The organism is Methylorubrum populi (assembly GCF_002355515.1).
In the GTDB taxonomy this organism is placed as follows: Bacteria; Pseudomonadota; Alphaproteobacteria; order Rhizobiales; family Beijerinckiaceae; genus Methylobacterium; species Methylobacterium populi_A.
On sequence record NZ_AP014809.1, the window covers coordinates 1078764 to 1096683 of the forward strand.

15 protein-coding genes, 1 tRNA gene and 1 pseudogene are annotated in these 17920 nt (G+C 67.3%); 12 read left to right on the forward strand and 5 right to left on the reverse strand.

What is annotated here, in order from left to right:
* Positions 1–364: 364 nt before the first annotated feature.
* Positions 365–841: pseudogene (locus MPPM_RS29325) on the reverse strand (hypothetical protein); the annotation flags it as partial.
* Positions 842–874: 33 nt separating this feature from the next.
* Here MPPM_RS29325 and MPPM_RS29330 point away from each other — a divergent pair.
* From MPPM_RS29330 to MPPM_RS05060, 7 genes are all read left to right on the forward strand, one after another.
* Positions 875–1180: a CU044_2847 family protein gene (locus MPPM_RS29330; protein ID WP_096484117.1), complete on the forward strand. Its 306-nt coding sequence runs from the start codon at positions 875–877 to the stop codon at positions 1178–1180.
* 85 nt (positions 1181–1265) lie between these two features.
* Positions 1266–2573, forward strand: a complete 1308-nt coding sequence (gene purB / locus MPPM_RS05035; protein WP_096484118.1) for an adenylosuccinate lyase — start codon at positions 1266–1268, stop codon at positions 2571–2573.
* Between the two features lie 60 nt (positions 2574–2633).
* Positions 2634–3491, forward strand: coding sequence for a D-amino-acid transaminase (locus tag MPPM_RS05040; protein ID WP_096484119.1), 858 nt, complete (start codon positions 2634–2636; stop codon positions 3489–3491).
* A 60-nt stretch (positions 3492–3551) separates the two neighbouring features.
* Positions 3552–3866 carry a hypothetical protein gene (locus tag MPPM_RS05045; protein WP_096484120.1) on the forward strand — a complete coding sequence of 105 codons (315 nt, stop codon included), beginning with the start codon at positions 3552–3554 and terminating at the stop codon, positions 3864–3866.
* 183 nt (positions 3867–4049) lie between these two features.
* On the forward strand, positions 4050–5342 hold the full coding sequence (locus tag MPPM_RS05050; RefSeq protein ID WP_096484121.1) for an adenylosuccinate synthase: 1293 nt from the start codon (positions 4050–4052) through the stop codon (positions 5340–5342).
* 40 nt (positions 5343–5382) lie between these two features.
* Positions 5383–6885 (forward strand): histidine kinase, encoded by a 1503-nt coding sequence (locus MPPM_RS05055; protein ID WP_096484122.1) that lies wholly within the window; start codon positions 5383–5385, stop codon positions 6883–6885.
* A gap of 332 nt (positions 6886–7217) precedes the next feature.
* Entirely contained in the window at positions 7218–8324 is a 1107-nt protein-coding gene (locus MPPM_RS05060) for a hypothetical protein (RefSeq protein ID WP_096484123.1), read from the forward strand.
* A gap of 188 nt (positions 8325–8512) precedes the next feature.
* On the opposite strand, the gene rpoH is transcribed toward MPPM_RS05060, so the two are convergent.
* Entirely contained in the window at positions 8513–9406 is an 894-nt protein-coding gene (rpoH, locus tag MPPM_RS05065) for an RNA polymerase sigma factor RpoH (RefSeq protein WP_096487728.1), read from the reverse strand.
* A 260-nt stretch (positions 9407–9666) separates the two neighbouring features.
* A complete protein-coding gene (locus MPPM_RS05070) occupies positions 9667–11670 on the reverse strand; it encodes a putative bifunctional diguanylate cyclase/phosphodiesterase (RefSeq protein ID WP_096484124.1) in 2004 nt (667 codons plus the stop codon).
* Between the two features lie 484 nt (positions 11671–12154).
* Between MPPM_RS05070 and MPPM_RS05075 the strand changes: the two genes are divergently transcribed.
* Complete coding sequence (locus MPPM_RS05075) at positions 12155–12367, forward strand: hypothetical protein (protein WP_096487729.1); 213 nt, start codon at positions 12155–12157, stop codon at positions 12365–12367.
* A 28-nt stretch (positions 12368–12395) separates the two neighbouring features.
* Here the strand turns inward: MPPM_RS05075 and MPPM_RS05080 are convergent, their stop codons facing one another.
* Together MPPM_RS05080 and MPPM_RS05085 are read right to left on the reverse strand one after the other, a co-directional pair.
* On the reverse strand, positions 12396–12845 hold the full coding sequence (locus tag MPPM_RS05080) for a GNAT family N-acetyltransferase (protein WP_096484125.1): 450 nt from the start codon (positions 12843–12845) through the stop codon (positions 12396–12398).
* Between the two features lie 213 nt (positions 12846–13058).
* Positions 13059–14072 carry an RluA family pseudouridine synthase gene (locus MPPM_RS05085; RefSeq protein WP_096484126.1) on the reverse strand — a complete coding sequence of 338 codons (1014 nt, stop codon included), beginning with the start codon at positions 14070–14072 and terminating at the stop codon, positions 13059–13061.
* 83 nt (positions 14073–14155) lie between these two features.
* On the opposite strand from MPPM_RS05085, the gene MPPM_RS05090 reads away from it, so the two are divergent.
* The 4 genes from MPPM_RS05090 (at position 14156) to MPPM_RS05100 (ending at position 17592) form a co-directional block, all read left to right on the forward strand.
* A tRNA-Glu gene (locus MPPM_RS05090) sits at positions 14156–14231 on the forward strand.
* Positions 14232–14312: 81 nt separating this feature from the next.
* Positions 14313–14726 carry a hypothetical protein gene (locus MPPM_RS27815; RefSeq protein ID WP_157914113.1) on the forward strand — a complete coding sequence of 138 codons (414 nt, stop codon included), beginning with the start codon at positions 14313–14315 and terminating at the stop codon, positions 14724–14726.
* 146 nt (positions 14727–14872) lie between these two features.
* Entirely contained in the window at positions 14873–15040 is a 168-nt protein-coding gene (locus tag MPPM_RS05095) for a helix-turn-helix domain-containing protein (protein WP_096487730.1), read from the forward strand.
* A gap of 104 nt (positions 15041–15144) precedes the next feature.
* On the forward strand, positions 15145–17592 hold the full coding sequence (locus tag MPPM_RS05100) for an AAA family ATPase (RefSeq protein WP_157914114.1): 2448 nt from the start codon (positions 15145–15147) through the stop codon (positions 17590–17592).
* Positions 17593–17920 lie beyond the last annotated feature (328 nt).

The window sequence follows — 17920 nt, forward strand, 5'->3', positions numbered from 1 at the left end:
CGATGGCCGCATCAATGTCGTTGCCGAGATTGGACGACGGCGTGGCTTCGGCGGCGTGCGCGCGGGAGGCTTCGACGAACTGCCGGAGCCGCTCCGGAATCTCGGCCACGGGTACATCCTGCGCGCCGATCGTCGACAGGATCTCGCGCAGATCGGTCACGGCAACCTGCTCATCCCGCGCGACCGCCCGCGCGATCGACCGGACAACGTAGCGACGGATCACCTGCCCACGAACTACGAACGCCTCGTGGAGATGGCTCTGGCCGGAATTCACACCGAGCTCGGACAGGCTGAGGATGCCTGCGACGTGCTGCCCCGGACGAAGGAAGACCGGGGAGCCGCTGGAGCCTCGCTCCAGCCAGAACCCGGCGGGATTCTTACCGGTGAATTGCCGGCGATCGTCCGCCCGGATGATGTCGGCCAGGTCGCCCTCGATCGTCACGTCCTCGACGGCGCCCGGGCTGCCGGGCACGCGCCCGGTGAGGCCCGCGACGGCGACGGCCTCACCGATCTCGTAGCGTGCGTCGAAGGCGAGTTGCAGCGGCAGGATACCAGCCGGGATCTCATCCACCGCGAGCAGGACGATATCCTGAGGTGGGCCGTCCTCGGCCTCGCATGCATCGGCGAGCCGGGCTGTCGTTCGGAATCGCTCATTTTGCCGGTAGGCATGGGGATATTCGATCGTGACCGCATCGACGGCGGACCCGCCCCTGGATTCCGTCGCCATCCGCCAGACATGGCGGCACGTCGCCACGTAGGGCCCCTCGACCAGCACGCCGCACCCCTTGAAACCCTGTGCACCGTGGGCGGCGTGGATGTAGACGAGGCTCTTCTCGATCATTTCAGCAATGGAATTCTGGCAATGTCGGCACGGATGGTAGTCGAGCTTCCCGATGGCAACAAAGTCCTTTTTGGCCGAGATCCGGATACCGGCCTCGGTGAGATCGGCATTGGGGACGACATCACCACGAAGTCGCAGGAACAATTCAAGAAGGCACTGACTTCGCTCGCCGGTCTCGTGAAGGCGATGGAGGAGACCGTCGGCGCGCTGGCCCGGCGACCGGACGCGATCGAAATGGAGTTCGGCGCCAAGCTTACCGGCGAGTGCGACCTTTGGATCGTCTCGGGCGAGACCGAAGCCGAATTCAAGGTGACACTGAAGTGGGGTAAGCCGGACTGACCTGCGCCCGACCACATTGAGCCCTCGCGCCGCCGGTGCTACCCGGCTGACGCATCCCAATGCGACTGCGCGAGGCGCTTGAAAAATGATCCCCCGCTACTCCCGTCCCGAGATGACCGCGATCTGGTCGCCGGAGAGCCGGTTCCGGATCTGGTTCGAGATTGAAGCCCACGCCACCACGGCGCTCGCCAATATCGGCGTCGTGCCGAAGGAAGCCGCCGACAAGGTCTGGGAGAAGGGCCGCGACGCGATGTTCGACGTCGCCCGCATCGACGCCATCGAGGCGGTGACGAAGCACGACGTCATCGCCTTCCTCACGCATCTCGCCGAGATCGTCGGGCCGGAGGCGCGCTTCGTCCACCAGGGCATGACCTCGTCCGACGTGCTCGACACCTGCCTCAACGTGCAGCTCACCAAGGCGGCCGACATCCTGATCAAGGATCTCGACGCGCTGCTGGCCGCACTGAAGCGGCGCGCCTTCGAGCACAAGCTCACTCCGACCATCGGCCGCTCGCACGGCATCCACGCCGAACCCGTCACCTTCGGCCTCAAGCTTGCCCAGGCCTATGCCGAGTTCGCCCGCGCCAAGGAGCGCCTGATCGCGGCGCGTAAGGAAGTCGCGACCTGCGCGATCTCCGGCGCCGTCGGCACCTTCGCCAACATCGACCCGCGCGTGGAGGAATACGTCGCCGAGCAGATGGGCCTCCAGCCGGAGCCGGTCTCGACCCAGGTGATCCCGCGCGACCGCCACGCCATGTTTTTTGCGACCCTCGGTGTGATCGCGAGTTCGATGGAGCGCCTCGCGACGGAAGTGCGTCATCTTCAGCGCACCGAGGTGCTGGAGGCGGAGGAATTCTTCTCCGAGGGGCAGAAGGGGTCTTCCGCCATGCCCCACAAGCGCAATCCGGTGCTCACCGAGAACATCACCGGTCTGGCGCGCATGGTGCGCGGCTACGTGACCCCGGCGCTGGAGAACGTCGCGCTCTGGCACGAGCGGGACATCTCGCATTCCTCGGTTGAGCGGATGATCGGCCCGGACGCCACCGTCACCCTCGATTTCGCGCTCGCCCGGCTCACCGGCGTGATCGACAAGCTGCTGATCTACCCCGAGCAGATGCAGAAGAACCTCGACCGGCTCGGCGGCCTCGTCCACTCGCAGCGGGTGCTGCTGGCGCTGACCCAGGGCGGCGTCTCGCGCGAGGACGCCTACCGGCTGGTCCAGCGCAACGCGATGCCGGTCTGGCGCGGCGAGGGCGATTTCCTGACGCTCCTCAAGGCCGATCCGGAGGTGACCGCGGTCCTGAAGCCCGAGCAGATCGAGGAATGCTTCGATCTCGGCTATCATCTGAAACACGTCGACACGATCTTTTCGCGCGTGTTCGGAGAGGCCTGATCCCGTCCTGCACGGAACCTGCTTCGCGCTCCTCCCGACGACGGACGACCGAGAGAACCGATGAGCCGCACCGCCTATCTCAACGGTGAATTCCTGCCCCTGGACGAAGCCCGCGTGCCGGTGATGGACCGCGGCTTCCTGTTCGCCGACGGGATCTACGAGGTCGCCGCCGTGCTGCACGGCCGCCTCGTGGACAATGCTGGGCATCTGGCTCGGCTCGACCGCTCGCTCTCCGAGATCGGCATCCGCAACCCGCACTCGGCCGAGGCGTGGGAGCGGCTGGAAACGGAGCTCGTCGAGCGCAACGGCGTGCGGGAGGGCCTCGTCTACATCCAGGTGACGCGGGGCGTGGCCGAGCGCGACTTCTCCTATCCGAAGGGGGACGTGGCCCCCACCGTGGTGATGTTCACGCAGGAGAAATCCATCGTGAACAACCCGATGGCCGAGACCGGCGCCCGGGCGATCACCGTGCCGGACCTGCGCTGGAAGCGGCGGGACATCAAGTCGGTGGCCCTTCTCGCCCAGGTGCTCGCCAAGCAGCAGGCGGCGGAGGCCGGCGTCGCCGAAGCCTTCATGGTCGAGGACGGGGTGGTGACGGAGGGCTCCTCCTCCACCGTCTTCATCGTCACCAAGGGCGGTGCGCTGGTGACGCGCCCGCTCTCCCACGCGGTTCTGCCAGGCATCACCCGCAAGGCGGTGCTGGCGCTCGCCGAAGAGACCGGCCTCGCCTTCGAGGAGCGGCTGATCAACGCGCGGGAACTGCCCGAGGCGGCGGAAGCCTTCTACACCTCGGCCTCGGCCTTCGTAATGCCGGTGGTGGAGATCGACGGCAAACCGCTCGGCGACGGGCGGCCCGGCCCGGTGGCCAAGCGCCTGCGCGAATTGTACTTCGCCTTCGCCGAGACGTCCGCGTCCTAGCCTGACAGGAACGCGAGGGCGCGCGCATCCGTTGGTTCCCAAAGGACCACTGAGGACGCGATGACCTTAGCCAGAACGACACTCTGCGCCGCCCTGTTCGCCGCCCTGGCGGGCGGTGCCGCCTTCGCGCAGGACCCCACCGTGCCCCAGCGCGGCCAGGACAGCGATCCGAAGCTGCCCGCGCCGCAGGAGCAGGTGCCGGAGAAGGTCCGGCCGGAGAGCGACACCACCGGCAGCACGCTCAGCGAAAAGCTCGAAAAGTCGGACGGCGTCATCAAGCCGCCCGCGGGCGTCGATCCCGAGATCAAGACGATCGCGCCCGAGCCGACGCCGAACTCGACCCCCGTGATCAAGCCGCCGGGCAACGCCAAATAGACCGAGGGCACATCAGCCATGCAAGGCGGTCCCCAAGGGTCGGGGCCGCTTCGCTTGACCTGCCTGCCCATATCGCCGAAGACGCGCCCGTATGCTCGATCCCCGGCCTGATCGCCGGGGTTTTCGCGCGTGGCGCAACCGCTTGGCGCCCGCGCCAGCGATTGCGAGACAGGTCAGACGCGCATGGCGAACGTCGTCGTCGTAGGCGCCCAGTGGGGCGACGAGGGCAAGGGCAAGATCGTCGACTGGCTCTCCGAGCAGGCCGACATCGTCGTCCGCTTCCAGGGCGGCCACAATGCCGGCCACACGCTGGTGGTGGGCGAGGCGGTCTACAAGCTCTCGCTGCTGCCCTCCGGCGTGGTCCGGCCGAACACGCTTGGCGTGATCGGCAACGGCGTGGTGCTCGATCCCTACGCGCTGGCCTCCGAGATCGACCGCCTCGCCGGCCAGGGCGTCACGGTGACGCGCGAGAACCTCCGGGTGGCCGACAACGCCACGCTGATTCTCTCGCTCCACCGCGAACTCGACGCCCTGCGCGAGGACGGAGCCCAGGGCACCAAGATCGGCACGACCAAGCGCGGCATCGGCCCGGCCTATGAGGACAAGGTCGGCCGGCGCGCCATCCGCCTGATGGATCTGGCCGAGCCCGAGACCCTGCCGCCGAAGATCGAGCGGCTGCTCGCGCACCACAACGCCCTGCGCCGCGGCTTCGGCCTCGAGGAGATTTCGGAAACCGCGATCCTCGACGAGCTGACGGCCATCGCCGACCGGGTGCTGCCCTACCAGGACACGGTCTGGCACCTGCTCGACGAGGCGCGCCGGGGCGGCAAGCGCATCCTGTTCGAAGGCGCGCAGGGCGCGCTGCTCGACGTCGATCACGGCACCTACCCGTTCGTGACCTCCTCCAACACGGTGGCCGGTCAGGCCGCGACCGGCTCGGGCCTCGGCCCGCGGGCGATCGGCTACGTGCTCGGCATCGCCAAGGCCTACACCACCCGCGTCGGCGAGGGCCCGTTCCCGACCGAACTGCACGACGCCATCGGCCAGCGCATCGGCGAGCGCGGCCACGAATTCGGCACCGTGACGGGCCGCAAGCGCCGCTGCGGCTGGTTCGACGCCTGTCTCGTGCGCCAGACGGTGCAGACCTCCGGCATCGACGGCATCGCGCTGACCAAGCTCGACGTGCTCGACGGCTTCGACGAGATCCGCGTCTGCACCGCCTACGACATCGACGGCCAGCGCTTCGACCATCTCCCCGCGAGCCAGGCGGCGCAGCAGCGCGCCGTGCCGGTCTACGAGACGATTCCCGGCTGGAGCGGCACCACCGCGGGCGCCCGTTCCTGGGCCGACCTGCCGGCCCAGGCGATCAAGTACGTGCGCCGGATCGAGGAGCTGATCGGCGCGCCGGTGGCGCTGCTCTCCACCTCCCCGGAGCGCGACGACACCATCCTCATGCACAACCCCTTCGAGGATTGAGGCCCGGGACGGCGGGTAGAGACAGGCAGATCCGGGCACGATGGCCGACTATTATCCGTTGCTGGCACGCGCGCTCGACGCCCTGCCCGACCGTTCCCCGGCCCTGCGCCGGGCCGTCTACGATCGCGCGCGCAGCGCCCTGATCGCACAGCTCCGTTCGCTCGATCCGCCGGTGCCCGAGGCCGATATCGACCTCGAGCGTCAGGCGCTCGACACGGCGATCGGGCGCCTTGAGGCCGAGTACGAGGCACCGCCCGCAGCGGTCGAGACGCCGACGGCGCCCGAAACAGCACCGTCGGAGCCGCCCCTTTCCCCGGTCTCGGAACCGGTGCGGCCGGAGCCGCTCTCGCCCGGTCCTCTGCCGCCGACGCTGCCGGAGCCCGAACCGCCGCAGAATCCGGATGGACCGCTGGTTCTGCCCCCGGCCTCGGTGCCGGCCGGACTCGGATCGGACTTCGGCCGCACGGAGACCAAGCCGGCGGGCGAGACGGTGCCGTTCATGCCGCCGCCCCGACGGACGAGGACGGACGAGGCGTCGAAGCCCGCGCCTGAGGCCAGCGACAGCTTCATTCCGCCTTCCCCCTCTTCCGATGGCGCCAAGCTCCACGGAGTAACCGGCGAGGCCGAGGCGGACGCGGGGACCGATACCGCATCCCCCGGAGCCGCCTTCGACGCGAGCGGCACCGGCGAGGCGGGCAATGGCCGCCAGCGACCGCGCATCGATGTCGTGACGCCGCCCGAGGGCCGTTCACGCCTGTTGCGCAACCTGTTCGTGGGCGGCGTGCTCGCGGCGGTGATCGCGCTGATCGCGGTGGCCGCCTTCTTCCTGCGCGACAAGCCGTCCGACCTGCAGCAGAGCGCGGCCGAACAGGAGGTGCCGGCCGAGCAGCCGGATGCGAAGTTCTCGGACCGCGTCGGGTCGGAACGCAACGAGGCCGAGGCGCGCCCGAAGCCGGCAGCTCCGGGCGCCGCACCGGCCCAGCCGGAGGTGACCGTCTCGCAACGGGGGATCCTCTACGAGGAAAACCAGAGCGACCCGCGCGCCCAGCCGATCGCCACCAACGGCCAGACCGTCTGGCGGGTGGAGGCCGTGAACGGCGCGCAGGGAGAGCCGTTGCAGACGGTGCTTCGGGCCAATGTGGAGTTCCCGGATGCGGGGCTGACGCTGGCGATGACCATGCGCAGGAACCTCGACCCGACGCTTCCCGCCTCTCACACGATCGAACTCGCCTTCACCAACAGTGGGGAGGCGGGCGCCAAGCGCGCGGTGCAGAATATCGGCCTGCTCCAGCTCAAGGACGAGGAGGCCGCCCGCGGTTCGCCCGTCTCGGGGCTTCCGGTGCGGGTGCGTGAAAACCTGTTCCTGATCGGTCTGTCCTCGCTGAAGAGCGACGTGGACCGCAACACCGAGATGCTTCTGCACAAGAACTGGCTCGATCTGGCGCTGAATTACACGAGCGGCCAGAGGGCCGTCATCAGCTTCGAGAAGGGCACCGCCGGCACACAGGCTCTGCAGAACGTCTTCGCGCAGTGGCAAAACTAGAGCATCATCCCGGAAGGTGGTTTGCGGCTTTCGGAAAAAGATGATGCAAAAACAAAAGGCTAGCGCTTCGTCCGGAAGGGTGATCGCCGACTTTCGGGACGATGCAAAACGAAGAGGCGCGCGTCTCTCGACGAAACGCCCTGCCGCAGCGCCGGAGAGCGCGTCGTGACGATGCTCGGGTTGGCGACATCCGGAGCCTGACAAACCGCCGCCCTCGATCGCTCAACGCATTCTTCCCTAGGTTGCAGAATCGTGCGATGCTGCGCTGCCGCACAGCATCGCTTCGGCGCCGACGCTCGTCGCCCGGCTCGATGCCGAGGGAGACGACACGCATGCCTCTGCTCGCCAGCGAGACCCTTGCCAAAATCGGGGAGGTCCAGAGCGAACGCGTCCGTGTGCTGCCGAAAAAGCTCGCCGACAACCCGCTGCGCACGCTGGCGCTGGACGCCTATCAGAGTCGCAACGCGGCGCTCGATGTCCTCTTCTACGATGTGGCGAGCATCACGAAGGAAGAGACCCATCATCTCGCCGTCTCGATCGTCCACGAGGGCGACATCCTGCTCGTACCGCCCACGGGCGAGGGCTCGCTGTCAATCTTCCGCAGCGTGGAGGACTTCCTCGGACAAGGGCCCGCATCCGCGGCCCTGGCTGTGGCCGGCGTCGGCAGCTCCTCGCTGGGCGCGGCCGCCTTTGCCCGCAATGTCGCCGACGCCCTCGGCCGGCCGGTGGCGGCGGTGGTGTCCGGCTACGGCCTCGCTGATGTCCTGACGGAAGCCTTGGGCGGCTTCTTCTTCTTCGGCGGCCTCAACAGCCTCCGCCACCTCTTCGAATCCCTCGATACGGCCTCGCTGGCCCTGTCGCGGTCGTTCCTGAACTCGGGGGAAGCGACCCTGGAGCGGAGCGAGGGGCTGCACTGGGTGCGAACCAGCGAAGACACCCGCACCGTGCTGGCGCTTTTGAAGGACCCGCGCTTCGCGCCCGACCTTCTCATCGGCCATTCCAAGGGCAACCTCGTGATCTCCGAGGCGCTCTACGCCCTGGTCTCCGAGGCGAGCGGGCGTGCCGCGTCGCTTGCCGCCGCGAGCCGCATCGTGACGGTCAGCGCCAAGATCGGCATGCCGGAACCGTTCTACGACGTCTTCGACATCATGGGACAGTACGACCTGTTCGGTCTCTTCAACTCCCGGCTCGACTTGGAGACCGACTATGTCGTGCCGCAGGCGTGGCACAGCACCAATCCCGATTTCGCCTGGCCGGGTCTTGGTCGGGGTATCCATGTGGCACCGACTCTGAAAACCGTCCTGGCCATGACGAAGTCGGCGGGCCGTTCCGGGACACCTGCTCTCCACGGCACCGCCGCGGCGGTTCTGGATCTGCCGCAGCGGTTCACCGCAGCCCTGCACCGTCCCGCCTTTGATGGTTCCCAACTCTCCGCTTGAAGCGGATCGACGATCCCGAAGAAAAAGGCCGGTGACGCGACAGGATCGCGCCAACGGCCTGACTGCTTCATCGAAGCTTCGTCCTCCCGAAGGAGCCTCGCCGGCTTTCGCGGGACGACGATGCAAGAAACCGGGCAAACGCATCGGCCTGGATCGGATGCCCAGGCCGATGCGCCAGAACTGTCCCGCTACGAGATCCGCGCCTCGGTCCGCGGCAGTTCGCGGGTCGCGAGGTTGCGCTTGACCGCCTCCTGCACCTTCTCGAAGGCGCGCACCTCGATCTGACGGACGCGCTCGCGGGAGACGCCGAACTCGCCGGAGAGATCCTCCAGGGTAATCGGGTCGTCGGCCAGGCGCCGCGCCTCGAAGATGCGCCGCTCGCGCGGGTTCAGCACGCCCAGCGCGTCGCGCAGGGCCGAGAGACGATTGCGTCCCTCTTCCTCGCGGGCGAGCACGGTCTCCTGGCTCGGGCTGTTGTCCACCAGCCAGTCCTGCCACTCGCCCTCGCCCTCCTCGCGCAGGGGCGCGTTGAGCGAGGTGTCGCCGGACAGGCGGCGGTTCATGTCGATCACGTCCTGCTCGGGCACCCCGAGCGAGGTGGCGATCTGCTGCACCTGCTCGGGGCGCAGGTCGCCCTCGTCGAGAGCCGAGATGCGGCCCTTCGCCTTGCGCAGGTTGAAGAACAGCTTCTTCTGGTTTGCGGTGGTGCCCATCTTCACGAGGGACCACGAGCGCAGGATGTATTCCTGGATCGCCGCCTTGATCCACCACATCGCGTAGGTGGCGAGCCGGAAACCCTTGTCCGGATCGAAGCGCTTGACGGCCTGCATCAGGCCGACATTGCCTTCCGAAACGACTTCGCTGATCGGCAGGCCGTAGCCGCGATAGCCCATGGCGATCTTGGCCACGAGGCGCAGATGCGAGGTCACGAGGCGGTGGGCGGCTTCGCGGTCGCCCTCGTCGCGCCAGCTCTTGGCAAGGGTAAACTCTTCCGCCGGCTCCAACATCGGGAACTTGCGGATCTCATCGAGGTAGCGCGAAAGGCCTCCCTCATTGGCGAGCACGGGCAATGCGCCGGCCATGTGCACCTCCTTCAACAGCCCCCCTATCGGGCGGGCCCCAGGCGAATGGCCGCTCACTTGAGCCGGCCACGCCGCTTCCCATCTTTAATGGAAATCCGTAATGCCCGGTAGCGACCAACGCTGTTCACGCAAAGGTCCCAACGCGCGAACCGGAGTCCGGGTTTAACGTGTCACGGGCGCACAGGGGTCGCAGTGCCGAAACGCACCTTTCTTAGCCCCCTCTCGATATTTCGCCGGAACCGGATCGGCCGCGGGCCGGGTCACGCTCCCAGGCACTGAAGCCGGTTTTGAACGGCCGGGCGCGCGTCGAGGAAGCGCAGGACGTCGTCCGCCGGCTGCGGGTGGGCGAGATGGTAGCCCTGCATGAACGGGCAGCCCATGGCCTGGAGCGTGGCGAGATCATCCGCCGTCTCGACGCCCTCGGCCACGACCTCCAGGCTGAGCGCCCGGCCGAGACCGAGCACCGCCTGAACGAGGCCGCGCTTGTCCTCGGCCTCGGTGAGCCCCGTGACGAGGCTGCGATCGATCTTGACCCGGTCGGCGCGCAACTGGCGCACGGAGGCCAGCGACGAGTAACCGGTTCCGAAATCATCGAGCCCCATCCGGATGCCGGCCCGCGACAGCGCCAGCAGCTTGCCCTGCACCGCCTCGATGTCGAGGGCCGTTTCCTCGGTGATCTCGATCTCCAGGACGGTCGCGGGAAGCCCAAGCAGCTTGAGGCGGCCGAGTACGATCTCGTCGACGGCGATCTGTGCCATCTCCCGCGGCGAGACGTTCATCGCGACCGAGAGATCGTGAAGGCCCCGGTCGCGCAGGGCACACAGCATTCCGCAGACCTGCTCCAGGATGAATCGCAGCAGCGACTCCGTCAGTCCGGCCATGGCGGCGGCGGAGATCAGGTCGGCCGGCGGCACCCAACCATGCACCGGATGGCGCCAACGCACCAGCGCCTCCAGGTTGGTCACGGTGCGACCGTCCCGGCCGAAGATCGGCTGGAACCAGACCTCCAGCGCTCCCTCGGCCAGGGCCTGCGAGAGATCGCGCTCGCAGTCGCGCCGCACCTCCAGGCGTGCGCGCAAACCCTCATCGAACAGGCGGAAATGGTTTCGGCCCGAATGCTTGGCGGCGTAGAGCGCCTCATCGGCGCAGCTCAGAAGATGGGTCAGGCTGTCGGCCGGCCGCTGGCAGATGCCGATGCTCATGCCCAGTCGTCCGGTATCGAAGCTCTCGAACGGTTCGGCCACGGTTCGGATGAGGCGGTCCGCCAGCGCCGCCGGGCTCTCGATCAAACGGGCGCTGTCGTAGGCGAGCGCGAACTCGTCCCCGCCCAGGCGCGCGGCGTCGCAATCGGTCGGCAGAGCGGCCCGGATCCGGCGGGCGACCTCGGCGAGCACGCGGTCCCCGGTGGCATGACCGTAGACGTCGTTGACCGACTTGAAGCCGTCGAGGTCGAGCAGCATCAGGCAAAGCGACTCGCCGGCGACGAGACGCTCTTCGGCCCGCTGGACGAAGCCCGCGCGGTTCAGGAGGCCGGTCAGGCCGTCATGCGTCGCCCGTTCCCGCATCTCCTCCGCGAGGGCGCTGGCGCTGGCGTGGGCCGCCTTGCGGGCCTCGGCGAGCGCGGTCGCCTCGTTCTTCAGGCGGCTCGTCTCGCGGAAGCTCCGCTCGGTCGCGAGCGTGCTACGGATCAGCGCGGAGAGATAGAGGAAGACGGTGGCGGCGAGGCAGTTCCGATCGAAGCCGCCAACGGCAAGCAGGCAGAGCGCGACCGACAGGAGCGGCGGCGTGATGAAGCAGATCGGGATGCGGGCGTAGGCGATGCCGTGCGTCACCGCGCCGGCCGTGATCCCGCAGGTAACGGTGAGATAGAACAGCGTCTGTGCAGTGGTGTAGCCGTCGGAGAGAACCGGCAGGAAGGCCCAGACCGAGCCGGAGAGCAGCGCGGCGAGGCAGGCCAGCCGCAGGTGACGGTCGACCGAGCGGGAGGCCGCCTCTCGCGAAACCGGACCCTGGTCCGGAAACGTCGCCAATCCCGCGCAGGGCGCGCGGCAGACGCCCAAGCGCAGCAGGTTCACGGCCATGGATGCGGAGAACCAGAGACCGCCCACCACGCCGTGCCCCGAATGCAGGGCCACCAGGAAGCTCGCCAGTCCGAGCAGCATGTTGATGGGCAGCGCCTGTTGGACGCTGGCACGCACCGCGTCGAGTTGATCGCGGCGGATCAATCGATCGAGATCCAGCCCAGTGCTCGGACGTGAGCGCATGGAGAACGAGCCTGGGTCAGTTGCGCTTCGGAGATGAAGCGTACTGCTTCTACGGGCAAAGACGTAACAGATGGTTGAAGCCCGTTTCCGATCGAGTTGCGCGTCGAGACGGCCTAATCCTGTCCTCGCGACCGATCTCAACTTTGTCTCCGTCTGAAATGATCTTTCGCCAAGGCACAGTGTGGCGGGGAGAGGGCCGAAGGAATCTTGTCCGCCCGCTCCGCCGATGGTCCCGGACGAACGGCGACCGACAGTCGAATCCGACCTGTCGGCATCAGGCCGGCGTCTGCAAACCCTTGTTTTGGCGCGCCGTCTTTCAACGAGCCGGTCACCGCTCCGTCGCAATGCGCTTTAGGGGGATGCCGTCATGCGGGAAGGTCCGGCCGCGTGCTGCCTACGGTCGCGTCCCCGCCCGGCGACGCTCCGCTTCCTGTCCGGACGAGCCGCGCGGTTGCGCCGGATCCACCGCTGCCAGAAGGTCTTCATGCAGGTTTTCCGCTCCATCGCCCACGCAAGCGGCGACGGCTTCCGCGCCGGTGTCGACCTCCTGATCGCGGCCCTCGACGGCCTGACACGCCGCGTCGGGCACCTCTCGGAGCGCGTCGAGACCGGCTTGAGGCGACGGACCCCTCAGCTGCGATCGCGCGCCCGGCCCGGGGGGCGCCGCCCTCTCGATCTCCCCTTTCTGCACCTGTGAGCCGACCGGCTGCCCGGGCCTGAATCCTTCATCCCTTCTTGCGCAGGGACCGAACGAAGGAGCCGGCGTCCGGCGTGAAGCCGTTCGCGACACAGAATTCCGTCAGGCCGGGCGCCTCGGCGGCCGCCAGAAGCTCGATCGCACCGCAGCCCGCCATCCGGGCCGCCTGCGCGGCGGACTTGAGCAATTGGCGACCGACACCGCGGCGGCGTCCCTCCGGGGCGACCAGCAACATCGTGATCTGTGCTCTCGGCGCGGCCTGTTCGAGCACGGGGTACCAGTGCAGCACCACGATCCCGCTCGGCGGCCCCCATTCGAGTGCGAGCAGTGCCGTTCCGTGGGCGTAGCGCAGAGCGTCGAGTTGCTCAGCCAGGAAATGCGAGGGCACCGGACGGCCCGATGCGCTCAGCAACTCCGCGAGGCCCGGCGCATCGGCTGGGAGTGCCGAGCGGATCTCCAACCCATAGCGGCTTCCCACTAACACCTCCGCCCGATGCCGTTCTCACCCAGGAGAGCCGCCGCCCGCGGCATCCGCTCATGTCGGTCTCACATGTCAGCCGGTTGCCTCCGGGGCCTCGGTCGCGGGTGTTCCACGCTGGCGAGCCGGAACGCAAGGCGATGTGCCCATCCGATCCTGACGCCTTTCCGCCCGGAACGGATCATGTTCCGCTCGGATCCAGCGAGAGCCATCTCAGCCGAGAGCCGCCAATAACTTCGAGAAATCACTCGGCAACGGGCTCTCGAAACGCAGGCGCTCGCCGGTCCGCGGATGAAGAAAGCCGAGTTCGGCTGCGTGCAAAGCCTGCCGTCCGAGATCCAGCAGGGCGGCGCGGGCGGGTTCGGAAAGCCGGGCCGCCTTCGTCTTGAAGGCGCCCCCGTATACGGGATCGCCCAGAAGCGGGTGACCCCGATGGCTCAGATGCACGCGGATCTGGTGGGTGCGGCCGGTCTCCAGGCGGCAGCGCAGCAGCGCGGTGATGCCGTCGCCGCCCGGCAAGGCCTCGACCCGGTAATGGGTGATCGCTTCCCTTCCCTCGCCCTCGCGGACCACGGCGATCTTCTCGCGGTTGTGGCGCGAGCGGGCGAGATTGGCGCGGATCGTTCCCATCTTCGGCTCGGGTGCGCCCCAGACCAGGGCAAGATAGGCGCGCTCCAGGGCTCCGCTCCGGCCGTGATCGGCGAACTGCGCGGAGAGACCCTGGTGGGCGAGGTCGTTCTTCGCAACGACGAGCAGGCCACTCGTATCCTTGTCGAGGCGGTGGACGATGCCCGGCCGGCGCACGCCGCCGATACCGGACAGGCTCGCACCGCAATGGGCGATCAGCCGGTTCACGAGAGTGCCGTCCTCATGTCCCGCCGCCGGATGCACGACGAGCCCCGCCGGCTTGTCGATGACAATGAGATCTTCGTCCTCATGGATCACCGCGAGCGGCAACGCCTCGCCGAGCGGCTCGGCGGGGAGCGGCGCCGGCACGCTGAGATCGATCCGGCTGCCGGCCGCGACCTTGCGCGCGGGATCACGCACGACCGTCCCGTCGCAGCGCACGAGGCCGTCGCGCACGAGCGTCTGCAGGCGGGCGCGCGACAGGTCATCGAAGGCCCGGGCGAGGACGCGGTCGAGCCGGTCGGGGTCAGCTCCCTCGTCGAGGATGAGGCTGCGCGCCTCGTCCGCGCTCGAGACCGTGTGAAGCACCGTGGAAGACACTGTCAGGATTCTCGTCGTTTCACCCCGGAAAGCGCTTGCGGGGCCAGGAATGCCTCGCTATACGAACCCCCGTCGGCCCGGAAGCTCCCATCGTCTAGCGGTCTAGGACGTCGCCCTCTCACGGCGAAAACAGGGGTTCGAGTCCCCTTGGGAGCGCCAACCGGCTCAATCACTTAGCTCTGGTTCAGCCCACCGCGGCTGTTGTCGTTGCAGAAATCGTTGCAACGCGGAGCGCTGATTATGCCGCCTGATTCCGAACATCAGCCGCAAGCCCACCTTGCCGACCTTCGGTCCTGGGCCGAGCTTGAGCGGTGGATTTCCGCTGGCGCCCAGCTATCAGGGAAGAGCAAGGCTGCGGCACTCAGAGATCTGCGCAGAAAAGGGCCCGCCGTGCGCGCCTTGTGCGCTCATCTCGGTGTCGAGGTTCCCCCGGACAACAAGTCAGGCCCCAAGCAGCAACCGACCCGCGACTTCATCATCGAACTGCTTGAGGCGCACGCCAGGATCGAGCTCGATCTGCGGGGCGTTGCGAAGTGGGATTGGGTACACAGCAAGATTGACGACCCCGAGAGCCTCTTCGGCTACAAACTCAACGTCACACCGGCGGCACTGAAACGCAGCTTCCTCCGCGCTCGAAAAACTCGAGCAGAGTGACAAATCTCGGCGACCAAATTCGTCACCGGACAGCGGCCCGATCAGGGCTGATCATACAGCCTCTAGCCGTCGCATAGCCGATTGGGAGGTTGCCCGTGCCGAAGTCGCCCCTGCGAGTGAATGCTGTCGCTGAAGAGCGCGCAGCGATGTCCGTCGATGAACTCGCAGTTTACCTGCGCATCTCGCCTGCATCTGCATGGCGGCTACTGAAGACCGGCAAGCTGGCGCGGGTGAAGATCGGCCACCGGACTGTCGTTCGCCGCGTCGACGCCGACGACTTTCTCGCGCGCTGCGCACAGGCGAGCGCGGCCTAGGTCCCCTGAACGCGAAAACGGCGGTTCGCTCCCACCAGAGCGACCGCCGTTTCCGTCTCGACCCATTGCCACGCGCCCTGGCAGGGGCGCCGGAAGGCTTTCCGATGCAGAATGACAACTTAGGGCGTGGCGACCCCGCTCCGCAAGTCTCTAATGGATTTCCGCTGAGCGAACTTCTTAGGCAGTCGCAGCTTCGATTGTCTGGGCATCAGCCAATAGAGCTTCACGCACCCATAGCCGCCCATACGTTCGCGGCCTTCCGCCGGCTCGGTTACCGCCGGCTCGTTCCTATCGTCCCACCCGACGCCGAGCTTTCTCCCACGTCGTCGCTTGCACGTCGGCCCGAATGCCGCGGCAAGGCCGTAGGTCGACCGGGGCTGAACGGCTGGTACGGCTTCAACTGGCACACCAGCGAATTGTCATCGATCGAACTCGATGAATGCCAAGCGGCCGGCGCTGGAGTCGGGATCCGCACTGGGGACGGCCTCATCGCTATCGACGTCGACAGCCTTTCCGAGACGTGGGCAGCCCGCATCATGCGGTTCGCTCACGAGGTGCTTGGGCCGGCATCCTGGCGGATCGGACGTGCACCGAAGGTGCTCCTGCCGTATCGCGTGCGCCCGGAGGACATCGACGCCGTCGGCTACCGCGTCGTGCTGTTCGACGACGGCACGGTGTTCGAGCCGAACAAGCGGCCTCGGGTCGAGTTGCTCGCGGCGGGGCGGCAGTTCGTAGCGGCCGGCGACTATCCGGGCCTGAAAAAGCGGTACGAATGGCCTGAGGGTGTGCCGGCCTATTACGAACTCACCGTCGTCACGGCTGAGCAGGTCGCAACATTCTTCGCTGCGCTCGCCGGCATGCTGCCTGACGCGAACGCCCCGCGCTCTGGCACGGCAGCGGTTGATCGTCGGTCGATCGTCCAGGCATCGCTGACGGGCGCCGAGGAGGAGGTCCGGCAGCTTGTCGCCCTGATCCCGAATGACGTGCCGGACTATGACGGCTACCGCGATATGGCGGCCGCTATCCGGGGCGCTCTGCAGGACGATCCCGAGACGGGCCTAGAGATCTTCCGCGAGTGGTGCGACCGCTGGGAAGACGGTGAGATTCAGCCCGGCTTCGACGAACGCACCTACTGGAGCATCAAGAGCCCCTTCGGCCTGGGCATCAACTTCCTGCGCTCACGCGCATCTCGCGCCACCGGTGAGGTGCTGACGCCGCCGGAGCTGTTCTTCGCGCCCATCGCCGACGGCGAGGAGCCCGACACGTCTGCCTTCAGCGTGCCAGCGTCGATGACGAAGCCTGCGGAGCGGACAACCGCGCTTGTGGTCATTGATCCCCGCGATTGGCAGGACCGGCCGGCACCGGCGCGGGAATGGGAGGTGCCAAGTCTCATCCCGAAGAACGAGGTGACCCTGCTCTACGGCGACGGCGGCGTCGGCAAGACGCTGCTGATCCACCAGTACGCCACGGCAGCGGCGACCGGCCAACGGTGGCTTGGCCAGGACGTGCGAGCCGCCCGCACCATCCTGTTTCTCTGCGAGGATGACTCCGACGAGCTCCAGCGGCGGCAAGTCGACATCAACCGATCCCTCGGCGTCGACTGCCGGGATCTAGACGCCCTGCGGATGATCCCGCGCGCCGGCGAAGACAATTTCCTAGCCGAGTTCGACCGACAAACCGGAAGGATGAAGCTTACGGATGTCTGGCGCGCGCTGCGTGACGAGGCGCTCGCCTTTGGCGCCACCGTGATCGTGCTCGATACGTTGGCCGACATCTTCTCTGGAATCGACTTCGACCGCGCCCAGGTCAGCGCCTTCGTGAAGGGCTGCCTGCGCCGGCTGGCCCGGGAAGTCGGCTGCACGGTGATCGCGCTCGGCCACCCATCCCAGGCGGGCAAGTCGTCCGGAGACGGCAGTTCCGGCTCGACCGCCTGGAACAACGCCTGCCGGTCCCGGCTCTATCTCCGGCGACCGGAGCCGCGGAAGGGCGCGCCGGTCTCGATGTCCACGGATACGCGCATCCTCGAAAGCAAGAAATCGAACTACGGCCCGGCCGGGTCGAGCATCACTATGCGGTGGGCGCGGGGTGCCTTCGAGGTCGTTATGGCCTCCGGTGTGCCGGGCGCTTCGGTCTTCGCAGACGGCGCGGTGCCGCAGCTCGCCGACAAAGCCGAGGCCGCCATCGTCCAAGGGATCATTGAATTCCCCGGCGAGCGGCTATCGGCGGGCCGGACATCGCCATTCTCGGCCGTGAAGCGGCTCTGCACGTTGGATGCCGAGCGGTTCGGTGACTTCCCGACTGACGAACTGCAGGCGGCACTGGATCGGCTGATGGCCCGCGGCGCCATCGTCGAGCACCCAATTGGACAGGATAACAGCCGCCGCCAACTCTTCGGCCTGCGTGTCGTACCGGACAAACTGTCCGCAGCGGGCAAAAGCGAAGCGAATTCTTCGGTCGATCAGGCTCAAATCTCTGCAGCAGGGTCTGCCGCAAGCTTGCAGCAAGCTTCCCCTATTTTGCAGCAAGCTTCCGGCCAAAACCCTGCTAAGTGATTGATTTTACTTGCCGCAAGCTTCTGCAGCAAGCTTCTGCAGCAAGCTTGCGCAAGCTGCCGCAAGCCTCGGATGGCGCTATGCCGGGACGGCTCCAAGTAGCTGCTATGACTAGGAAAACAAGATTGCCCCTATACCGCCCATTTTGCGCAAGCTGCCGCAAACTAAGCTTGCTGCATTGCGCCCCTATAGGGGGAGGGCCGGCTATGCGGCCCGCCCTCCCCGTGGGGGGCATGGGGCCAGCGCCTTCGGCGCGTGACGGAGCAGCTCACAGCACCTTTGACAACGTGGGAGAACAGCCAATGCCGTTGAAATCAGGCCAACTCAC